This is a genomic window from Paenibacillus sp. WC2504 (assembly GCF_052682475.1).
This window is the reverse complement of record NZ_JBQZFH010000001.1, coordinates 5,230,747-5,248,383: the sequence shown is the minus strand read 5'-3', so window position 1 is coordinate 5,248,383 and position 17,637 is coordinate 5,230,747. Positions and strand designations below refer to the sequence as shown.

Genomic DNA, 17,637 nt, shown 5'->3' with positions numbered 1-17,637 from the left:
AAAACAATTCCAAAGTAGAAAGGGTGAATGGATGTATGCAAAGAGATTTGTCACTGGAAATTGTTCGAGTTACAGAATATGCTGCTTTGGCGTCCGCTCGGTGGACAGGAAAAGGGAATAAACATAGCGCTGACGAAGCGGCAACATCTGCCATGCGTTCTATTTTTAGCTCCATTCCATTTCGGGGAACTGTTGTCATCGGTGAAGGTGAGATGGACGAAGCGCCCATGCTCTATATTGGCGAGCCAGTGGGCAGCGGTGTTGGTCCTGAATATGATGTGGCTGTAGATCCGCTGGAAGGTACGGATATTGTTGCAAGCGGCAGAAACAATGCGCTTTCCGTTGTAGCCATTGCCGAGAAAGGGAATCTGCTGCATGCTCCAGATATGTATATGGAAAAGCTCGCCGTCGGTCCCCGACTGGCTGGTCATCTACGGTTAGAGGATCCGCTCGATGTGACCGTACGCAAAGCTGCGGAGCTGCTGCAAAAGGATGTAACGGAGCTAACCGTCTCGATTTTGGATCGCAAACGGCATGCCGACAAAATCTTAGTTCTGCGCACGCTAGGCGTTAAAATTCATTTGCTTAGCGATGGCGATGTGGCGGGAGCGATGGCGACCGCATTTCCCGAAACGGGCATCGACCTGCACGTGGGTTCGGGAGGCGCACCGGAAGGTGTGCTCGCCGCGGCCGCGCTGCGCTGTATGGGCGGCGAGTTCCAGGGGCGGCTTCTTCCGGAGGATGATGCGGAGATCGCTCGCTGCCTGGCTATGGGGATCACGGATCCCTCCAAAGTGCTGAGCATGCGTGATCTCGTGGGAGAATCCGATATTTACTTTGCCGCGACAGGCGTTACCACCGGGGATTTCTTGAGCGGTGTGAAGTATCAATTCGGTGGCCGCGCTGAGACTCACTCGGTCGTCATGAGAGCTGAAACGCAAACCGTGCGTTTCATTCATTGCGTCCATCAGACGCAGGTGTATCTTGGGAGCGCCTAACGCGTAAGGAAGACCATGTATGTCAACTTAGGTTGAGGTGCATGGTCTTTTGTTGTTCTTGTTATTAGTAATCATGGGCCAAGTCCACAGTCGCATATACTTTAGCTGAGAATGATGCGAAAAGAGGGATAACCATGAGCATGAACAATATTGATTTCCTTGCCGTCGTCCGGAGCTGCATACCTCAAGAAGCTGAGATCGTGCAGCTGCAGCAGCAGGGGAATCCCGCGGCAATCTTGTATGCGGACGTTGACGGTGACGGCTTTCCCGAAATCACGGCTATGTATAGATTTTTAGATAACCAGTACCTGTTCTCGCTCAAGGACTATTCCGGTAACTGGTTTCCTATTGCATCAGCATCCACAGGAGGAATCAGGGAAGTGACGGATTTTGCGGCAGCGCCCGTTTCACGCAGACAAGGCTGGGATGTCATTATCGGCTGGCAGCAAAAGGGCACAAGCTCAGGTTCAGGTTCTGAGCTTGACATCATCCAATGGACGTCAAGCGGCTTTCAGCGAATGATCCCGCCGGGGACTACGTACGATCATTTGGAGATTGAGGATATGCCGACCAGAGACGGGAAAGACGGCTTATGCGAGCTCGCGCTTTGGGTGAAAGAGCAGAATCAAGCGTACCAAGTGCAGACGTACCGCTGGGATCCGTACCGGCTTGTTCCGACGCAGGACGTTCATCCTTATTATTTCCAGCGAGTCAGCCGCTACTATGAGGACTTAGTGCGCGATCATCCGGATGAACCGGCTTACCGAAGTCTTCTGGAGGATGCGAAGAAGAAGGTGGGCGGTGAAGGCAGCGCGTAAGCGGCAGGATGGTGGAAGTAGCTGGGTCGGGGAGTAGATGGCGAAGGCCATCTTCTGTGACAGGGCTGCCTCAAAAGTAGAGATGTCTACTGGGGCAGCTCTCTTTGTGTTTTGCAACGGGAATAGCTAACGGACCCAGCAGCCGCTATTCCGCCAAATTCGGCTGAATTTGAGAGCTAATGGACTGAGGCGCCGTTATTTATGCATTTTGTCGTTGTTTTAGGCAAGTTCATGGCCAATAACGACTCTGGAGTCCGTTAGCTGCTCATTCCCTCTCAAAAGTAGCAGATAGCGTCATCTCAGTCCGTTAGCCGAAAACAACTTATGCTCGCAAGAGGTAAGAGGGAGTAAACAGGAAGTAATCCGCCCTCTGAACGACGGCTTCAATCCTGATTTTGAAGGGGCAATATAGTTTGTGAATGGCCATCCAACGACATGCAGAAGACAAGCCGTTTTTTCGCACAAATATGCCATGTCGCAATTTCTTATCTTTTTTGTCCTAATGTTAGACTAAAAATCCTATTATTCCTATGCTACATTTATGTAGGATGTCTTAATATTACATGTAGCGATGAGGTAATGAGATGAGCAAAACATTGAAAATCGGCATTATTGGCGGCGGCGGTATTGCTGGCGCACATGTAAGAGCCTACCGGGAGCTGGCTGATGTAGAGATTGTAGCGGTTGCAGATGCTGTACCTGGCAAAGCGGCGCAATTTATTGATTTCTGGCAGCTCACATCGGCGCAGGCCTTTGACGATTACCGGCAGCTGCTGGAGTTAGACCTTGATGGAGTAAGCATTTGCACGCCTAATGTGGCTCATCACCGCACAACGGTTGATGCCTTGTTGGCAGGCAAACACGTCATGTTGGAAAAGCCGATGTCCGTAACGTTGGATGAAGCGGTAGAAATGGCGCAAACGGCGAAAAAGACAGGCTTCATGCTCAATGTTGGCTTCCAGCCGAGGTATGATCCGAACATGAAAACCATCCAAGATGTGGTTCAGTCCGGTCAACTGGGCAAAGTGTACTACGTGGAGACTGGCGGCGGACGCCGTAGAGGGATGCCTGGCGGTACATTTATCTCCAAGGAAATCGCAGGTGCCGGTGCAATGGCCGATATTGGCTGCTACTCGCTTGATATGGCGCTGAATGCGATGGGATATCCGAAACCGCTTACCGTATCCGCTTACAGTTCTAACTATTTTGGTACGAACCCTTTGTATCATAAAGAAGCAGCACGCTTCGATGTAGAAGATTTCGGTGTTGCGATGATCCGATTCGAAGGCGATCTTGTGCTGAATTTCAAAATCTCATGGGCGATGCACATGGATACATTAGGACCGACTCTGTTCCTTGGAACCGATGGCGGACTAAAAGTGACGCCTGCAGGAAAAGGGCCATGGAGCGGCGTGTTTGATGGATCTGTTGGATCTATCACATACTTCCATGATGTTCTTGGACACCATACCGAAAGTCAAATCCCGATCATCGATCATAATAAAAATTTGTTTAATGAAAAAGTTCGCGATTTTGTAGAAGCGGTTCGCGACGGCAAGCCTGCACCGATTCCAGGTGAGCAAATCGTCCGGAATCAAGCGATTATTGACGGTATTATTCGCTCCTCCCTTCAGAAACGTGAAGTCACCATTGAACTTCCTAATTAATTCACAATAAAATTCAACCTACTTTGGAGGTAATCTTATGTCACGTATTTTCCGTATTGGTATCATTGGTTGCGGTGGAATTGCAAACGGTAAACATTTGCCGAGCTTGAGCAAGCTGAAAAATGTTGAAATTGTCGCATTCTGTGATATCGTGAGCGAGCGCGCAGAGAAGGCGGCTGACAAATACGGCGCAGAGGGCGCTACCGTTTATGAAGATTACAAAGAATTACTAGCTGATGCAACGATTGATATCGTGCATGTTCTTACTCCGAATGACTCGCATGCGGAAATTGCTATTGCAGCAATGGAAGCTGGCAAGCATGTCATGTGTGAAAAGCCGATGGCGAAAACGGCAGCAGATGCAAAACGTATGGCTGAGACAGCTAAACGTACAGGCAAAAAGCTGACAATTGGCTACAACAACCGTTTCCGTCCGGACAGCCAGCATTTGAAACGCGTTTGTGAGCAAGGCGAGCTTGGGGAAATTTACTTCGCTAAAGCGCATGCGATTCGTCGTCGTGCAGTTCCGACATGGGGCGTATTCCTCGATGAAGAAAAACAAGGCGGAGGCCCGTTGATCGATATCGGCACACACGCTTTGGACTTGACGCTTTGGATGATGGACAACTACAAACCGAAAGTTGTGCTTGGAACGTCCTACCACGAATTGTCTCAGAAAGAGAATGCCGCTAACGCTTGGGGACCGTGGGATCCGAGCAAGTTTACAGTGGAAGATTCCGCATTCGGGATGATCGTGATGGAAAACGGAGCGACAATTATGCTGGAATCCAGCTGGGCTCTGAACACGCTGGAAGTTGACGAGGCGAAATGCTCGCTCAGCGGAACAGAAGGCGGCGCAGACATGAAAGGCGGACTTCGTATCAATGGCGAAAAACACAGCCGTTTGTATACAACGGAAGTTGACCTGAAAGCCGGCGGAGTTGCTTTTTATGATGGGGCAAAAGAAAGCGATGCGGATCTGGAAATGCGCACTTGGATCAAAGCGATTGAAACGGATGCAGAACCTGTCGTGACTCCTGAGCAAGCATATGTTGTGTCACAAATTTTGGAAGCTATTTATGAATCGGCGCGTACTGGAAAAGCCGTTTACTTGAATAACTAGAAAGTAGAGAAGGGGAGGCGCATGCCTCTCTTTTTTTTGCCAACATTTGAAAAAATGCTGCGAAAAAGAGTATGCTAGAACTACTCTGGTGTCTAGGAAAGGATGGATGTAGGGATGGATTTAGGGTTGAAGGAGAAAGTTGCCTTAATCACAGGCGGGAGCAAAGGGATTGGTTTGGCGACTGCCATCACATTGTCCCGTGAGGGGGCAAAGGTTGCTATTTGTGCGAGGAATGAGGAGCAGCTGCAGGAAGCTGCCAAACATATTGCCGGCTTGACGGAAGGCCGTGTACTGACGATTCAAGCGGATGTTATGTCAGAAGAAGACTGCAAACGCGCTGTCGAGCTAACGGTTGAAGCTTTTGGCGGCATTGATATTCTGGTTAATAATGCCGGGACTTCTGCGGCGAAACCTTTTGAACAGGTTGGTACGGAGGTTTGGCGTCAGGATCTGGAACTGAAATTGTTCGGAGCGATTCATTGCTCCCGTTACGCGATTCCTTATATGAAGCAAGCAGGAGGCGGCTCCATTGTGAATCTGACGACGTCTGCCGCCAAAACTCCGCCGGCTTCCTCCCTGCCGACAAGTGTCAGCCGTGCAGCTGGACTGGCTTTAACTAACGCAATGAGCAAGGATCTTGCCGGAGACGGCATCCGTGTTAACACCGTTTGTATCGGGAAGATTCGCAGTGATCAGCTGGAAAAAGCCTGGAAGCGGGAGGCGCCTGAGCTCACTTGGGATGAGTATGCACGTGATGCAAGACACGCCATCCCACTAGGCCGTATCGGACAAGCAGAGGAAGCAGCGAACGTAATCGCCTTTCTGTCCTCACAAGCAGCTTCCTATGTAACGGGGACTTCGGTCAATATTGATGGCGGTAAAGGCGAAGCTTTGTAAGCTCGCGTCGGTTCTGGTTATGGAGGACACATCGGAATGAAGCTTAGTGTGTTAGACCTTGTTCCCGTTATAGACCCCGCAGACGCGGGCGCAGCCTACGAACATGCTGTCATGCTGGCCAAGCAAGCTGAAAAATGGGGCTACTCGCGCTACTGGGTCGCTGAGCACCACGACATGCCTGCATTGGCATGCACGGCGCCGGAGGTTCTCTTGGCGCATATCGGCGCGAGGACGGAACGTATTCGCATCGGTTCAGGCGCGCTGCTGCTGCCACATTATAAGCCGATGAAGGTGGCTGAAAGCTTTCATATGCTTGCTGCCCTATACCCGGGCAGAATTGATCTTGGCATCGGGCGAGCGCCCGGCGGTTCTGCCAATGCCGCCATCGCGCTAAGCGGCAACTTCCTAGAAAACGTTCGGCAGCTGCCGGAAACGTTGAAGTCGTTAATGGCCTTGCTGGAAGACCGGTTTGAGTGCGAGGGGCAACCGGTAACGGCAAGGCCGATGCCTCCTGTTGCGCCGGAAGTGTGGATGCTAGGCACCAACACGAAAAGCGCGGCATTAGCAGCTGAGCATGGAACTGGCTACGTATTCGGCCAATTTATGAGCGACAGCGATGCTTGTGAAGTTGTGCGAGGCTACCGGGAGAATTTTGTGCCATCCGCACAAGGGCAAGTCCCTCGCGTCATCATCGCGGTCGGTGTGGTCTGCGCCGATTCGGAGGAGGAGGCGCGAGTTCTCGCAGCAGGCATGCCTTGGCTGCAAGGTGCAGAGTCACAGCCCCAGCGCAGGATGCTCATTGGCACAGCAGCTAGCGTGCATGAGCAATTGAAGCGAATCGCAAGCGACTGTGAGGTCGATGAATTTCTTCTGGTCACGCCGGTTGCAGATTATGAGCAGCGATTGAGGTCTTACGAGTTAGTGAGCTCAATCATTTGCTGACAGCTTTCAGAGCAACAGTACCCAGTAGTGGGAAATTGTCGGTTTTTTTGAAATGTTTTAGATAGATGGAAAAACTAACGATAATCAGTGCCTCACAGCAGCTGAGATCGAAATAGAGGTAGGAACTCCAGTTAAATGGCCGGATACTACCCGAAAATGTGGTGGATTCAAGCAAATAGTGGTGGAAAATCCAGTTAATTAGATGAAAAATGGAGAAGCCACGGAAATAGCAGGAATTATCGGCGTTAAGAAGCATGGCTTTTCCCACCATACTAGCAAAAAGGCTGCATCTCTAGTAGATCATCTACAGGAGAGCAGCCTTTATTACTATTTTTGCGAACCCTATAAGTCATGTTACGCGCGGCGTTTTTTACGTAAATACCAGACTAACATGGAAATGGCGTCCCGGATTGAAGCGGTTTGGTAGTACCTGAGTGTCAATGTCATAAGCAAGAAACCTCCCTAACCCTGAAAGAATGTCATGCATGAACAGTACTACGTAAAAAGGTTCAGGTTGGTTTTATTTTTTTTTAATATTTTTTTAACACTGTTTTTTAAACAAATACCTCTACTTTCTGGATTAAACTTTCCCCTGGAAAGATGGATAATAAACATGTAAGCGTTATCCAAATTTGATCGGCTCACTTAGGGGAGGAATAGAGATGAAAAAAGTGTTCACTTTAGCATTGTCGCTATCCATCATGTTTACTGCGGCAGCATGTTCATCAGGCACGAATACGCCAGCAGCACCTGCGGCCAGCGCGGAACCATCCAAAGCAGCAGCGGCAACTACAGCACCTAGCAAAGATCCAGTTAAACTTCGCGTAGCTTGGTGGGGTGGGCAAGCGCGTCACGATTACACGTTAAAAGTCATCGAGATGTATGAGAAACAGAACCCGAACGTCAAAATTGAAGCGGAATATGCGCCATTCGACGACTACTGGAAAAAACTTGCTCCGCAAGCCTCAGCCAATCAACTTCCGGATGTTATCCAGATGGATATCTCTTACTTGACACAATACGGCGGGAAAAATCAGCTGGCTGATTTGACGCCTTACACGAAAAATGGGCTGATCGACGTTTCCTCCATCTCCCCGAATAATATTTCCGGTGGTGAAGTAGGAGGTAAGTTAGTCGCGATGAACTTAGGCGTGAACGCACTGGCGACGACAGTAGATGTGAATACGTTTAAAAGCTTAGGCATTCCGACACCAACCAAAGATTGGACTTGGGAGGATTATGATGCGGTTGCGGCAAAAGCGAAAGCTGGCGGCAAGCAAATCGGCGGTTTTGCTCTTCACCATGAAGTCTTCTTCCCGTACTACCTGCGCACTGTCGATCAAAAAATGTATAATGCAGACGGTACAGCGCTTGGTTACACCGACGATAAACCGTTCATTGACTACTTCAAACGTTATCAAAAATGGTACGAAGCCGGCAATATCCTTTCACTTGATAAAGAGTCACAGAAGAAAGGTGTAGCTGAGGAAGACGAAATTTTGCTGAACAACGCCGTAACCGGCAATGGTTGGTCCAATCAATTCTTAGCTGTTGCCAACTTGGTGAAAGACCGTCCGCTTGAATTGTTCCCGCTTCCTGGACGCAACGGCAATAAAGGCTTGTTCTTGAAACCAAGTATGTATTTCTCCATTGCAAACAGTTCCAAGCAAAAAGAAGAAGCAGCGAAGTTCATCTCCTTCTTCGTGAACGATATTGAAGCCAATAAATTGATTAAAGGCGACCGTGGTGTGCCTGTATCCTCCAAAGTGAAAGATGCGCTCAAACCACTGCTGTCACCGAACGAAGTGAAAATCTTTGATTATGTGGCATGGGCTGAACAAAACAGCTCCCAAATGGATCCTCCGAACCCGGTTGGTTCCATCGAAGTCGAGAAATTGCTCAAAGCAACAAGCGAGCAAATCTTGTATAAGAAAACGAGCGTAGAAGAAGCTGCTGCGAAATTCCGCAAGGATGCTAACGCGATTTTGGGAAAAAATAAAGCGAAGTAACGCTTCGTAAAAACAAGTGACCGGATTTCCCTTGAAGTGAGGGAACCGGTCTTTTTTTCTCTTGACAGGTTAAACGTTTCACATTAAGCTAATAGAGTATGTTAAACGTTTAACAAAACGGAGTTGAAACAGGGATGACCAAGCCCAAACAAGTCACCATTGTAGAAGTGGCCGAAGCAGCAGGTGTGTCGATTGCCACCGTCTCCAATGTGTTGAATCGAGGTGGTATTCGCTCATCGAAAGAGACAATTCGCAAAGTCGAATTGGCTGCTGAACAACTGGGGTATCGGCGCAACACGATGGCAGCAGGTTTAAGCCGTAACAAAACTTATGAAATCGGTCTCATTATTCCAGCGATGGCCGGCTACTATGGGCAGCTTGCCGAACATTTACAGATTGAAGCGCATCATGCGGGATACCACTTATCCGTCTTCTCTTCTGGAGGTTTTGACCCGGATATTGAACGCAGGCACTTGGAAGTTTTGCTGCAGCGGAGAGTTGACGGGTTAATTTGCCATGGTTTAGCTATGGGCTTTGAAACGACGCGCTCTATCGTCAACAGCGGAACACCATTAGTTCTGATTAATGGGTGGGGCTGGCCGGAAGACATAGCGACAGGAGCTGTTAATCTTGGGTTTGCAGGAGCTTGCTTGCAGTCCGTTAAGGTGCTTGCCGATCATGGCTGCGAAACGATCTGTTACTTAGGCAGCAAACGCTCGAAAGTCATCGATGAACAGCGTCTCATTGGGTTTGATGCCGGGATGGCGCAATTTGGTGGCGGAGTGTCCCAAGAAATTGTGGATACGATGGGATTGGATATCGAAGCCTACCTGCGTGATCTTATGCAGCGGCATGCGAAGTCTGTTGGAGTTGTGGCTTTTGACGATCATGTAGCATTAAGAGTGTTATCTGCGGCTAATAAGCTGAACATTGATATTCCGGGCCGCCTTAAATTAATTGGCATTAATAACGATTATATTGCGAAAGAAAGCTATCCTGGCATTTCAAGCTGGGACATTCCTTATAACGATCAAGCGCAAATGGCGATAAACAAGCTGATGCACAAGATTGGCAACAAAGCGGAGTCAGGCGAAGACCGCGAAATCGAGGTCCCGCTTACTTTTATAGAACGAGGAACAACCAAACTACAGTAAACGGAGTGAATCATTTTATGTGGAAACAAGCCATTGAAGATGCTTTACAGAAAACGAAAGTGAACATTGAACGTTTTGGGGATTTATTTCCTCATGTCAGCGAAAATGATGTGTATCACTTGAATCCGAATACGGATTGGACGGACGGCTTCTGGTCCGGTATTTTGTGGCTGGGCTACCAATACAGTGGCGACAAAGCTTTTCAAGAGGCTGCACAGAAAACGGTTGCAAGCTTTAAGAAAAGATTGGAAGACAATGTCGCTCTCGATCACCATGATATCGGCTTTTTATATTCTCTTTCCTCCAAAGCGCAGTGGATCATTGAAAAAGATGAGAATGCGAAACAGCTTACACTTCAAGCTGCCGATGTATTGATGAAGCGCTGGAGACCAAAAGGTCAGTATATTCAAGCTTGGGGTCCTGAAGGCGATGAGCATAACGGTGGCCGCATTATCATTGACTGCATGATGAATTTGCCGCTTTTGTACTGGGCTTACGAACAAACAGGCGACGCCAAATACAAAGAAGTTGCTGTCATTCATGCCGATTTAAGCCGCCGTTATTTGGTGCGTGGCGACGATTCCTCGTTCCACACGTTCTATTTTGATCAAGAAAACGGTGAGCCACTGCATGGTGGAACTGCACAAGGATATAGCGATGGTTCAACATGGACTCGCGGCCAAGCATGGGGGATTTATGGGTTTGCGCTTTCTTACCACTATACGAAAAATCCACTTTACTTAGAAACAGCGAAACGTCTGGCTCGTTACTTCTTTGACCGCCTGCCGCAGGATGACGTTGTGTACTGGGATTTCAATGCGCCTGTGAATGCAGAAACGAAACGCGATAGCTCCGCTTCCGCAATTGCTTCAGCAGGAGCACTTGAGTTGTTAGAACATTTGGCTGCTGATGATGCGGACCGTGCTTATTTGGAAAATGCGATCCAACGCTCCATGGCCGGCCTAGTGAAATCGTATGCAACAATCGGCAAACCTGATGCGCAAGGTTTTATTGAGCGCGGCTCCTACAGTGTTCGCGGTGGAAATGCACCTGACGACTTCATGATCTGGGGAGATTACTACTACTTGGAAGCGCTTGTGCGCATGGAGAAAGGAATTAAAGGTTACTGGTATGAATAATCAAGCCGCAGCCAGCAGTACCCGTTCTGTTTGGGTACAAACCATGCTTCGCATTGCTGATCCCGTTCTTACGGCATTGGCGGATAGAAAACTGCGGGCAACGATGCCTGTTGAAAATAAAAAAGAAGAGCAGCGCCAGTACTCGCATCTGGAAGCTTTTGCCCGTACGCTCGTTGGCATCGCTCCTTGGCTGGAAACGCCTGCGCTGGATGCAGAGGAGGAGAAGCTTCGGACACATTACGCCCAGCTTGTGCGTACAGGTCTGGATGCGGCGACTGATCCTGAATCGCCAGATTTTATGAACTTTAGCCATGGATTTCAGCCAATTGTGGATACTGCTTTTCTGTCGCATGCGATTCTGCGAGCTCCTAACACACTTTGGCATGGACTGGAGAGACGTGTTCAGAGCAATCTGGTGCAAGCCTTGAAAGCGACGAGAACTCGCAAGCCGGGTTTCAACAACTGGCTGTTGTTCGCTGCGATGACGGAAACCGCGCTAAGATTTATGGGCGAGGATTGGGACCAGATGCGTGTGGACTTTGCCCTCAAGCAGCATGAGCAGTGGTACCTCGGAGACGGCATGTACGGCGATGGCCCTCATTATCATGCGGACTACTACAACAGCTTCGTGATCCAGCCCATGCTGGTTGATATCATTGAGCATGTGGATACGCATTATGAAGATTGGGCTGTTATGCGCAAGGATATTTTGGCGCGTGCGCAGCGTTATGCCGCTGTTCAGGAGCGTTCCATCTCCCCTGAGGGGACGTTCCCTGTCATCGGCAGGTCGCTTGCTTACCGGTTCGGCGCATTTCAGGCACTAGCTCAAACAGCACTGCGCCGCGAACTGCCGACCGGTGTTTCTCCTTCGCAAGTTAGATGCGCATTAAGCGCCATTATCAAGCGTCTGATTGAAGCACCGGGCACCTTCGACGAAGAGGGCTGGCTGACGATCGGTTTATGCGGTCACCAGCCTGAACTTGGCGAGCCTTACATCTCAACAGGCAGCCTATACCTGTGCTCCGCTGTCTTCCTGCCGCTTGGTTTGCCGGCAAATGATGCGTTCTGGAGCGATGCGGATGCGCCTTGGACCTCGCAGAAGGTTTGGTCCGGGCAAACGGTTGCCATCGATAAAGCCATCTAAGTTAGAATATCCCAAAAGCGCCTTGTTTCCTAGTGAAACAGGCGCTTTTTTCATGTATACTAAACTTCATGAATTCTTTTATCCCCAAATAGCCTTAATAGTCAATTGTGGATAACTTTGGTGAGCCAGAAGAAAGTAGCGTGACAGTCTTGAATCAAGATTATCAATTAACGGTAGAAGAAGTGCTGGGTAGACCTTTCTTTCAGCAAGCCTATATCGCTGCAGGACAAGAGGGGTTACAGCGACTAGTGCGCTGGGTGCATATCATCGAAGTGATTCAGTTTGAAGAGCTGCTGCAGGGCGGGGAGATGATCCTGACTACGGGGGCCGCCTTCAAGAGCGATACGAAGCTGTTTATGCTCTATTTGGAGCAGCTAATTAATAATAACGTATCCTGTCTGTGCATAGAGATGGGACATTATTTGAGTGCCATCCCGCAGACGTGGATTGACGCGGCGGAAACCTGCCAGCTCCCTCTCATCATTTTCCCTCAAGCGGTGCGCTTTATCGACATTACGCAAGATATTCATGCGCACATCATCAACCAACATCATAAAGCACTCCAAGATCTGGAGAAAATTTCACGAGAGTTCCATCGCATGACATTATCCTCACAAGGGGTTTCCCATGTGCTAGGGCTGCTCCAGAGCAGTACAAAAGCCCAAGTTATCTATATGCCTCAAGATGGCCAACCCAAATTTGTTCCACAGATGGGAAGACGTGAGACAACGCAATGGTTGGAAATTCTGAATAGCCAACTAGAACGAGAATCAACGGCCGGTAATACAGGTTCTCCGGTTGTTTTTGAATTAGACGGACAGACAGTGATCGTACAGCCTGTTGGCGCAATGGGTAAAACCTGGGCCCATATTATTCTCGTTCTAGGTCGTAAACCACAGGAGTATGAGTACTTAATTCTGGACTCCGCCTCTTTGTCGATCGCGCAGGATTTATTGCGCAAACGATATATGGAAGAGCGCAAATTGTACTCGCAAACCTTATGGGTAGACGATCTGCTCCATCTTCGCATTCGTGACGAGGAACAGATCAAAGTCTTGATTGGCCAAGGTTTTAAACAGCTGAATGAACTGCCTTATCATGTTATATTAATAGAATTTGAACATAGACAGATCGAAAATCAATCCATGCTTGATGACGGTGATGGCATAGAATCTGCCGGTATTCACCTTTCATTAGCCGCACGTTCCATATTTGAGCAGCACACGTTCCATCCTTTATTAACTTTGAAAAATAACCGGCTTGTCGTCGTAGCTTTTGACAAAACGTCCAAACGGCCGGCCAAAGAAAGGCTACAGCAGGTATTTCAATCGCTTCAGTTCTTGAAAGCTGAGGAAGAGATGGAACTGACCATCGGAGTCGGTCAAAGCAACCGTGGCTTCTTGCAAGCCCACCGAAGCTATCAAGAAGCGCTTCAAGCGATTTCACTTGCTCCGACGCTGCAGGGCAAAGTGCAGTTTTTTGACGAGCTGGGCGTATTTCAACTGCTCTTTCATATTGCCGATAAGCATATTCTGCAGTCCTTTGTCCGTACGTATTTAGGGCCGATTATCGATTATGATCAAATGAAAGGCAGCGAGCTGCTGCGTACACTTAAGGTTTATCTGGACAGTGACGGGTCTAAGCAAATTGCAGCCCAACAGCTTTTTATCGTTCGGCAATCCCTTTATTACCGTTTGGAGAAAATAGAGGAGCTGCTAGGCGCAGATTACATGCTTCCTGAGAAACGGTTAGCGCTGCAGGTCGGAATCCGGGCGTATCAACTGCTTTATCCTGAAATAAAATTGTGAAAAAAAACCGGACAGATTTTTGACAATTTGTCTAATGGAACAAGAACGGATCCCTCTTATACTTGGAACTATCAAGTGAAGACGGATCCTTTTTCGTGGGTCCCTAGGAGAGGTAGATGCAGAATGATTATTGGGGTACCTAAGGAAATAAAAAATAATGAGTTTCGTGTAGGCATGACGCCTAGCTCCGTGCTTTCTTATACAAAAGCAGGGCATGAAGTGTTGGTAGAAACCATGGCAGGTCACAGTATCGGGTTCACGAATGAAGATTACGTACAAGCAGGAGCGACGATTGTCGCGGCAGCATCGGACGTTTGGGCAGCTGAAATGGTTGTCAAAGTAAAAGAACCGCTTCCAGAGGAGTATGGCTACTTCTATGAAGGTTTGATTTTATACACGTATCTTCACCTTGCACCTGAGGCTGAATTGACACATGCACTAGCTCGCAACAAGGTAACCGCAATTGCGTACGAAACCATTCAGTTGGACAATGGCAGTCTACCATTATTGACGCCAATGAGCGAAGTAGCAGGCCGCATGTCCGTCCAGATCGGCGCGCATTTCTTGGAGAAAGCGCACGGCGGCAAAGGGATTCTGCTAGGCGGCGTACCTGGTGTTGAGCCTGGAAAAGTAGCTGTCATCGGCGGTGGAATCGTAGGAGCAAACGCAGCGAAAATGGCGATTGGATTAGGCGCTGATGTTACGATCGTGGATCTGAATCCGGATCGTTTGCGTCAATTGGATGATCTTTTCCAAGGACGTGTGAAAACGATCATGTCTAGTCCGTATAATATCGCCGAAGTCGTGCGGCAAGCTGATTTGGTCGTCGGCGCTGTACTTATTCCTGGCGCTCGCGCACCACGTCTCGTGACGGAAGAGATGGTCAAAACGATGAGTCCCGGCAGCGTGATTGTGGACGTTGCGATCGACCAAGGCGGTTCCATTGAGACGATAGATCGCATCACAACGCATGACCAACCGACTTACGAGAAGCATGGCGTCATTCACTACGCGGTGGCGAATATGCCTGGTGCCGTAGCTCGCACGTCGACATTGGCGCTGACGAATGTGACTACGCCTTACGGCTTGCAAATTGCCGGCAAAGGGTATGTGCAAGCTGCACTGGACAATAGAGCCATTGCCAAAGGGATTAATGTTGTAGCGGGGCACGTTACTTACAAGGCTGTCGCTGAGGCGCATGGCTACTCATATACGGACATTCTTTCTCTTTTAAAATAAGTATAAAAAAACCGTCAGGAAGTTCTTCCTGACGGTTTTTTTATATTAGAACGCTGGAACGATAGCGCCTTTGTATTTGTCTTCAATGAACTTTTTCGTGTCAGCGGAGTTCAATTCTTTAGCCAGTTTTTGCATAGCTTCGGAATCTTTGTTGTCCGGACGAGCAACGAGAATGTTCACGTAAGGGGAGTTTTTGTCCTCGATGAACAGCGCATCTTTCGTAGGATTCAAGTTTGCTTGAAGCGCGTAGTTCGTGTTAATCAGAGCCAGATCGAACTCACCGATCGTACGCGGCAGCATAGCCGGGTCAAGCTCTTTAATTTGAAGTTTTTTGCTGTTTTCGACGATGTCTTTCACAGTTCCTTTAATGCCAACGCCATCTTTCAGTTTGATCAAACCGTTTTTCTCCATCAAAGCTAGCGCACGGCCCGCATTGGACGGGTCATTCGGAATAGCGACAGTCGCGCCATCTTTCAACTCAGCAGCGGATTTCACTTTTTGAGAGTAAGCACCGAACGGCTCAATGTGCACGCCTACGACTTTTACAAGATCTTGCTTTTTATCAGCATTGTATTGATCAAGGTAGGGTTGGTGTTGGAAAAAGTTTGCGTCCAATTGTTTTTCAAACACTTGCACATTCGGTTGTACATAATCGTTGAATTCGATGACTTCCAGGTTAACGCCTTGAGCTTTCATTTTTGCTTTGATACCGTTCAAAATTTCAGCGTGAGGAACGGAAGACGCGCCGACTTTTAAGGTTACTTCTTTGGCAGGCGTCGTAGCGGCTGGTACTCCAGAAGCAGCTGGCGCTGTGCTAGCTTGGTTCTCAGCCGGTTTTTGCCCACATGCGGCAAGTGCCAGAATGAAGAATAGAGCAACAAGTGAAACAGAAAGCTTTTTCATGATAAAATGACCTCCAATAATCGTGATGTCTTATTTGCGGTTGTATTTGGCGACCATGCGATCCCCAAGCATTTGTAAAAGCTGAACGAAAACGACAAGGATAACGACAGTGACAATCATAATATCCGTACGGAACCGCATATAGCCGTAACGGAGCGCAAGATCGCCAAGCCCGCCTCCGCCTACGACGCCTGACATGGCGGAGTAGGAGAGCAGCGCAACAGCCGTTACGGTAACGGCTGAGATCAAGCCCGAGCGCGCTTCCGGCAGCAGCACGCGCCAGACGATTTGCCATGGCGTTGCGCCCATCGACTGAGCGGCTTCAATGACGCCGCTCTCGATCTCGCGCAGCGCGGATTCAACCAGCCGCGCCAGGAAGGGCGCGGCGGCGATCACGAGAGGCGGGATCGCGCCTTTAACGCCGATCGTGGTGTGCACGAGCGCCTTCGTGATCGGAAACACCGAGATCATGAGAATAACGAAGGGCACGGAGCGCAGGATGTTCACGATCAAGGAGAGCACCACATAAAGCGGCATATTTTGCAACAACTGTCCTTTGGAAGTAAGGAATAAAATAATGCCAAGGGCTAAACCAATGATGATGGTGAATAGGAGCGACCACCCCAGCATGACAAGCGTATCGCCGGTTGCTTTGGCAATCTCAGCCCAGTTAATCTCCCAGGTCATATTCATGGGGCTATCACCTCCACATCCATTCCTTCTTGCTTCAATTTAGCAATAACAGCCTCGATTTCCTCTTGATGTGCACCGGATAATTGCACGACCAGTTGGCCGTACGGCACTCCTTTCATGGAAGAAATGGTGCCTTGTAAAATAGCGAAGGTGACATTCGTCGATTTGACGGTCTCGAAGAGAATCGGTTCATACGTCTTAGCCCCGATATACGTAATTCGAATGACGGTTCCTTGCGTATTTTCCCTGTTCAGGTTCATACCGTCTTCAGATACGCTGCTTGCGAAATCAGCTACCTGTCCAACAAAATCCTTCGTTACCGGATGCTGAGGTTGAAGGAACACATCTAGTACTTTCCCGGTTTCGACGATCAACCCTTTCTCCATGACAGCAACGCGGTCACAAATCGCGCGAATAACCTGCATTTCATGCGTAATCAACAGGATCGTAATGCCAAGTTTCCGGTTAATATCAAGCAGCAGAGCGAGAATGGCATTCGTTGTCTGCGGATCAAGGGCAGAAGTGGCTTCGTCGCAGAGCAGAATGTCCGGATGGTTAGCTAGCGCTCTGGCAATACCGACACGCTGTTTCTGTCCACCCGAAAGCTGGTTAGGGTATTTACCGGCATGGTCCTGCAGACCCACCAATTCAAGCAGCTCTTTAATCCGTGCTTTTATTTCAGCTTGACCCATACCGGCCAGTTTCAGCGGGAAAGCGATATTATCGGCAACCGTAGAGGAGGATAGCAGATTGAAATGCTGAAAGATCATGCCGATCTTGCGGCGCTTTACTTGCAGCTGCTTGGCATTTAAACTTGTCATGTCTTCGCCGTCGATGGTGATGCTGCCCGAAGATGGACGTTCAAGTAAATTTACGCATCGCAGCAAGGTACTTTTCCCGGCGCCGGAGTGTCCGATGATGCCGAAGATTTCTCCGCGATCGATATGTAAATGGATCTGCTGGATGGCCGGTACACGTCCCGGTATATCCTCGTACACTTTTTGTAAGTTCTCGATATGAATCAGGATGAATACCTCCTATCCCAAGCAAATAATGATGACTATATATTTTGACCAACGGTAGATCATTTTATAAGAAATTGT

Annotated in this window: 15 protein-coding genes; 12 read left to right on the top strand and 3 right to left on the bottom strand. The window is 48.8% G+C overall.

Annotated features, from left to right (window positions below; all coding sequences use genetic code 11):
* Positions 1–35: 35 nt before the first annotated feature.
* From glpX to ald, 12 genes are all read left to right on the top strand, one after another.
* Positions 36–998 carry a class II fructose-bisphosphatase gene (gene glpX / locus ACUN27_RS23870; protein WP_315949063.1) on the top strand — a complete coding sequence of 321 codons (963 nt, stop codon included), beginning with the start codon at positions 36–38 and terminating at the stop codon, positions 996–998.
* A gap of 134 nt (positions 999–1,132) precedes the next feature.
* The gene (locus ACUN27_RS23865) at positions 1,133–1,816 is read left to right on the top strand and encodes a hypothetical protein (RefSeq protein WP_315949064.1); all 684 of its coding nucleotides are present in this window, start codon (positions 1,133–1,135) and stop codon (positions 1,814–1,816) included.
* 584 nt (positions 1,817–2,400) lie between these two features.
* Positions 2,401–3,483 (top strand): Gfo/Idh/MocA family protein, encoded by a 1,083-nt coding sequence (locus tag ACUN27_RS23860; RefSeq protein ID WP_315949065.1) that lies wholly within the window; start codon positions 2,401–2,403, stop codon positions 3,481–3,483.
* 37 nt (positions 3,484–3,520) lie between these two features.
* Entirely contained in the window at positions 3,521–4,606 is a 1,086-nt protein-coding gene (locus ACUN27_RS23855; RefSeq protein ID WP_315949066.1) for a Gfo/Idh/MocA family protein, read from the top strand.
* Between the two features lie 114 nt (positions 4,607–4,720).
* The gene (locus ACUN27_RS23850; protein ID WP_326061921.1) at positions 4,721–5,503 is read left to right on the top strand and encodes an SDR family NAD(P)-dependent oxidoreductase; all 783 of its coding nucleotides are present in this window, start codon (positions 4,721–4,723) and stop codon (positions 5,501–5,503) included.
* A 36-nt stretch (positions 5,504–5,539) separates the two neighbouring features.
* Positions 5,540–6,445 carry an LLM class flavin-dependent oxidoreductase gene (locus tag ACUN27_RS23845; protein WP_315949068.1) on the top strand — a complete coding sequence of 302 codons (906 nt, stop codon included), beginning with the start codon at positions 5,540–5,542 and terminating at the stop codon, positions 6,443–6,445.
* Positions 6,446–7,107: 662 nt separating this feature from the next.
* A complete protein-coding gene (locus tag ACUN27_RS23840) occupies positions 7,108–8,454 on the top strand; it encodes an ABC transporter substrate-binding protein (RefSeq protein WP_326061920.1) in 1,347 nt (448 codons plus the stop codon).
* A gap of 134 nt (positions 8,455–8,588) precedes the next feature.
* Positions 8,589–9,608 carry a LacI family DNA-binding transcriptional regulator gene (locus ACUN27_RS23835; protein WP_326061918.1) on the top strand — a complete coding sequence of 340 codons (1,020 nt, stop codon included), beginning with the start codon at positions 8,589–8,591 and terminating at the stop codon, positions 9,606–9,608.
* 17 nt (positions 9,609–9,625) lie between these two features.
* Positions 9,626–10,747 carry a glycoside hydrolase family 88 protein gene (locus ACUN27_RS23830; protein ID WP_315949071.1) on the top strand — a complete coding sequence of 374 codons (1,122 nt, stop codon included), beginning with the start codon at positions 9,626–9,628 and terminating at the stop codon, positions 10,745–10,747.
* Positions 10,740–11,891: a DUF2264 domain-containing protein gene (locus ACUN27_RS23825; RefSeq protein ID WP_326061917.1), complete on the top strand. Its 1,152-nt coding sequence runs from the start codon at positions 10,740–10,742 to the stop codon at positions 11,889–11,891. Before ACUN27_RS23830 ends, ACUN27_RS23825 begins: the two co-directional genes overlap by 8 nt.
* Positions 11,892–12,031: 140 nt before the next feature.
* Entirely contained in the window at positions 12,032–13,699 is a 1,668-nt protein-coding gene (locus tag ACUN27_RS23820) for a PucR family transcriptional regulator (RefSeq protein ID WP_326061916.1), read from the top strand.
* A gap of 123 nt (positions 13,700–13,822) precedes the next feature.
* Entirely contained in the window at positions 13,823–14,938 is a 1,116-nt protein-coding gene (gene ald / locus ACUN27_RS23815; protein WP_315949074.1) for an alanine dehydrogenase, read from the top strand.
* Positions 14,939–14,983: 45 nt separating this feature from the next.
* On the opposite strand, the gene ACUN27_RS23810 is transcribed toward ald, so the two are convergent.
* The 3 genes from ACUN27_RS23810 to ACUN27_RS23800 are packed head-to-tail and all read right to left on the bottom strand — an operon-like array spanning position 14,984 to position 17,559.
* Positions 14,984–15,841: a MetQ/NlpA family ABC transporter substrate-binding protein gene (locus ACUN27_RS23810; RefSeq protein ID WP_315949075.1), complete on the bottom strand. Its 858-nt coding sequence runs from the start codon at positions 15,839–15,841 to the stop codon at positions 14,984–14,986.
* 30 nt (positions 15,842–15,871) lie between these two features.
* Entirely contained in the window at positions 15,872–16,534 is a 663-nt protein-coding gene (locus ACUN27_RS23805) for a methionine ABC transporter permease (RefSeq protein ID WP_326061915.1), read from the bottom strand.
* Positions 16,531–17,559, bottom strand: a complete 1,029-nt coding sequence (locus ACUN27_RS23800) for a methionine ABC transporter ATP-binding protein (RefSeq protein ID WP_418936921.1) — start codon at positions 17,557–17,559, stop codon at positions 16,531–16,533. Before ACUN27_RS23800 ends, ACUN27_RS23805 begins: the two co-directional genes overlap by 4 nt.
* Positions 17,560–17,637 lie beyond the last annotated feature (78 nt).